The sequence below is a fragment of the Variovorax paradoxus genome, from assembly GCF_000834655.1.
GTDB lineage: Bacteria > Pseudomonadota > Gammaproteobacteria > Burkholderiales > Burkholderiaceae_C > Variovorax > Variovorax paradoxus_F.
Genome location: NZ_JXQQ01000105.1, coordinates 1 through 4,030 on the forward strand (window position 1 = coordinate 1; position 4,030 = coordinate 4,030).

At 66.9% G+C, this 4,030-nt stretch carries 4 protein-coding genes; 1 reads left to right on the forward strand and 3 read right to left on the reverse strand.

Features of this window, described 5'->3' with window-relative positions; all coding sequences use genetic code 11:
- Positions 1–97: 97 nt before the first annotated feature.
- The gene (locus RT97_RS28655) at positions 98–1,270 is read right to left on the reverse strand and encodes an isovaleryl-CoA dehydrogenase (RefSeq protein ID WP_042582258.1); all 1,173 of its coding nucleotides are present in this window, start codon (positions 1,268–1,270) and stop codon (positions 98–100) included.
- 140 nt (positions 1,271–1,410) lie between these two features.
- On the opposite strand from RT97_RS28655, the gene RT97_RS28660 reads away from it, so the two are divergent.
- Positions 1,411–2,439 (forward strand): AraC family transcriptional regulator, encoded by a 1,029-nt coding sequence (locus RT97_RS28660; protein WP_042582259.1) that lies wholly within the window; start codon positions 1,411–1,413, stop codon positions 2,437–2,439.
- A 6-nt stretch (positions 2,440–2,445) separates the two neighbouring features.
- Here the strand turns inward: RT97_RS28660 and RT97_RS28665 are convergent, their stop codons facing one another.
- The gene (locus RT97_RS28665) at positions 2,446–2,772 is read right to left on the reverse strand and encodes a thioredoxin family protein (protein ID WP_042582260.1); all 327 of its coding nucleotides are present in this window, start codon (positions 2,770–2,772) and stop codon (positions 2,446–2,448) included.
- A 72-nt stretch (positions 2,773–2,844) separates the two neighbouring features.
- Positions 2,845–3,537, reverse strand: coding sequence for an HAD family hydrolase (locus RT97_RS28670; RefSeq protein WP_042582261.1), 693 nt, complete (start codon positions 3,535–3,537; stop codon positions 2,845–2,847).
- Between the last annotated feature and the right edge of the window lie 493 nt (positions 3,538–4,030).

The following is a 4,030-nucleotide window of genomic DNA, read 5'->3' on the forward strand; positions in this document are numbered from 1 at the left end:
GGAGGGGGGCAAGCGGCATTTGTCAGGCGCTGTGCTTCATCGATTGCCGCGAGCCCCCACCCCTGCCCTCCCCCGGAAGGGGAGGGAGAAAAACAGCTTACGCAGTTTCCGCGAACAGCTCGCGACCGATCAGCATGCGGCGGATTTCGCTCGTGCCCGCGCCGATCTCGTACAGCTTGGCATCGCGCCACAGCCGCTCGACCGGAAAGTCCTTCGTGTAGCCCACGCCGCCCAGCGCCTGGATCGCCTCGCCGGCCATCCACGTCGCCTTCTCGGCCGAATAAAGAATCGCGCCGGCCGCGTCCTTGCGGAAGGTGCGCGCATGGTCGTTGCGGTCGCAGGCCTTGCCCACGGCATACACGTAGGCGCGCGTGGCCTGCCAGGTCGAATACATGTCCGCGAGCTTGCCCTGCATGAGCTGGAATTCGCCGATGCTCTGGCCGAACTGCTTGCGCTCGTGGATGAAGGGCAGCACCGCATCCATGCATGCGGCCATGATGCCCAGCGGGCCGCCCGAGAGCACCGCGCGCTCGTAGTCCAGGCCGCTCATCAGCACCTTCGCGCCCATGCCTTCGCCGCCGAGCACGTTCTCTTCGGGCACCTCGCAGTTGTCGAAGAACAGCGGGTAGGTGTTGGAGCCGCGCATGCCGAGCTTGTCGAGCTTGGTGCCGGCCGAGAAGCCCTTGAAGTTCTTCTCGACGATGAAGGCCGTCATGCCGCGCGCGCCCATCTCGGGTTCGGTCTTGGCGTAGATGACCAGCGTGTCGGCGTCGCCGCCGTTGGTGATCCACATCTTGCCGCCGTTGAGCACGTAGAAGCCGTCCTTCTTCTCGGCCTTGAGCTTCATGCTCACCACGTCGGAGCCGGCGTTGGGCTCGCTCATGGCCAGTGCGCCGACATGTTCGCCGCTCACCAGCTTGGGCAGGTATTTCTTCTTCTGCGCATCGCTGCCGTTGCGATGGATCTGGTTCACGCACAGGTTCGAGTGCGCGCCGTACGACAGGCCCACCGAGGCCGAGGCGCGCGAGACTTCTTCCATGGCCACGATGTGCGCCAGGTAGCCCAGCTCGGTGCCACCGAACTCTTCCTTCACCGTCATGCCATGCAGGCCGAGCTCGCCCAGCTTCTGCCACAGGTCGTGCGGGAACAGGTTGTCGCGGTCAATGTCGGCGGCGCGGGGGGCGATTTCGTTCGCGGCGAAGTCCTGGATGGCGCTGCGCAGCGAGTCGATGTCCTCGCCCAGGTCGAAGTTCAGGCCGGGATCGTGCATGTGTCTTGTCTCCTCTGAGGGGTCGGCGCGCAGGGCTGCCCACGCGGAATGGCGCTTGGAAGAATCGCAGCTTACGCCTCGCCGCGCCGCAATTGGCGCCACAATGGTTGCAAATTGCGCCACGCCCTTCCCCTTCGACCATGACCTCGCCCGCCTTCCTGAAGCCCGCCCGCGCCGTCACCCCCATGGCCTTCGTGAGAGCCATCGCGAAGGGCTACGAGCGCTACGGCCTAGACCCCGCCGAGGCCCTGAAGTCGGCACAGATCACGCCGCGCGAACTGGCCCGGCCGGGCGCGCGGGTGACGGCGGCGCAATTCGAGGCGCTCTCGGAACACGCCATGCAGGAGCTGGACGACGAAGCCCTCGGCTGGTTCTCGCGGCGCCTGCCCTGGGGCAGCTACGGCATGCTGTGCCGCGCCTCGCTGACCTCGCCCGACCTGGGCGTGGCCATCAAGCGCTGGTGCCGCCATCACCGCCTGCTGACGGAAGACATCGGCCTCGCCCTCGAAGTGGCCGGGGGCGTGGCCACGCTGCGCATCACCGAGAACCACCCGCTGGACGAGGCCTTCCGCGAGTTCTGCCTGGTGACCAGCCTGCGCTTCATGCACGGCTACATGTGCTGGGCGATCGACTCGCGCATCTCGCTGCGCAGCGCCACCTTTCCGTTCGCAGCGCCCCCGCACCGCGACGCCTACGCGCCGATGTTCACGCCCGAGGTGCGCTTCGACGCGGCACAGGCCTCATTGAGCTTCGACGAACGCTACCTGGCCCTGCCGCTGCAGCGCGACGAGCGCGCGCTGCGCACCATGCTCAAGCGCGCGCTGCCGCTCACGATCCTGCAATACCGCCGCGACCGCCTGCTGGGGCAGCGCGTGCGCGAACTGCTGCGTTCGCGCGCCGCCGAGGCCACCACCGCGGACGCGATGGCCGGGCTTTTGAACGTGTCGAGCCGCACGCTGCACCGGCAGTTGCACGAGGAAGGCACCTCGCTGCAGACGCTGAAGAACGAAGTGCGCCACGAGCTCGCGGTGGAGCAGTTGCGCCGTACCAGCCGCCCGATCAAGCAGGTGGCGCTGGCGGTGGGCTTTCGCAACGAGAAGAGTTTTTCGCGCGCGTTCCTGCAATGGACCGGGCATGCGCCGCGGGACTTCCGGGCGCAGGGGCTTTAGCACCGATCAGCCGGGCTGCGCGATCTTCGCCAGCGCGTCGGCGATGGACTGGCTGTCTTCCGGCCGCACGAGCTTGGCAACTTCCTTGCCATCGCGCATGAACACCAGCGTGGGCCAGAGCCGCACGTTGAACGAACGGCCCAGCGGGCGGCCGCTGCCGTCCTCGACCTTGATGCGCGGGATGTCGGGGTACTGGGCGAAGGCCTCGGCGATGTTCGGCTGCGCGGCCTTGCAGATGCCGCACCAGTTGGTGCCGAACTCGACCACGGCGGGGCCGGTGCGTGCGTCGATCTCGGCGCGGTCGGGCTGTTCTGTCTTGTATTCGGAGGTCATGGGCTGGGGTTCCTTCGTTCCTGCGGTGCCTGCAAATGGCGGGGAAACGGTGCCGACCATTCCACCAGAAACTCAGGCCGCCTGCAGGCCAAAGCCCGACAGCAGCGCCGGCAATTCGGCCATGTCGCTGAACACCCGCGCCGCGCCCACGCTCAGCAGCGGACCGGGACCGCTGTGGCCCGATTCGCCCGTGCTGTAGCCGAACACCCTGGCACCCGCGGCCACGCCGGCCATCGCGCCGGTGACGGTGTCCTCGACGACGGCGCAGCGCCTGGGGTCGACGCCCAATGCTTCGGCGGCGGCGAGGTACACGTCCGGGTGCGGCTTGGAGCGCGGCATTTCGTGGCCGCTGAAGATGCGCCCTTCGAAGCAGTCGAGCAGGCCGACCTTGGCCAGTTGCAGCTCGACCTTGTGGCGGTCGGCGCCCGAGGCGCAGGCGATGCGGCCCTTGAGCAGGGCGTGGATCTGGCGGATGGCTGCGGGGGCGTGGGGGATCGCGGTGAGGTCGCGTTCGAGCGCTTCGTTGCGGCGGGCCCTGAAGGTCTTGAGCCACTCGGGCGTGATGGCGAAGCCTGTCTTCGCTTCGATGAGGGGGGCCTCGTCCTTCACGGCCTTGCCGGTGAAGGTGTTCATCGCTTCTTCGGTGGTGAGGTGCCAGCCTAGTTCGCCGAGCATGTCGGCGAGGACGCGGTTGGTGATGGGTTCGGAGTCGACTAGGACGCCGTCGCAGTCGAAGAGGACTGCGGCGAAGGGGAATGAGGTCATTTAGGTTTCTTCGTCTGGTGGCTTGGGACGATGGTAGCAATTGGGTTTTTCTTTTTCCCGGGGCCGGGTCTCGGCCCGGCGGCCGACTTACTTTCTTTTGCTTCGCCAAAAGAACGTAAGCAAAGAAAAGGCGACCCTGCTGTCTGCGTCCCTTCGCTTCGCTACGGGCAACCTGCGGTGCTCGCGTTTCGCGGGGTCTCGCCCAAACTCGCTTCGCTCAAACAAGGGCGAGCCCTGATCCGCGAAACGCTGCGCTCCTCGGCGCATACAGAAGGGATTGGGGAACCGGTACGCCATCGCTGCGCTCGGCCAGCTCACGGGCCTTCGCTTCGCTTCGCTTGGCTTGGCTTGGCTTGGCTTGGCTTGGCTTGGCTCTCTCTACGAGTGTGGGTCTTTGCTCCACTTGGCCTGGATTGGCTCCCTCCCCTTCCGGGGGAGGGTTGGGGTGGGGGCACACGGCGCTCTCTGAGGCGCTGCTGTGTCGCGAACGCCG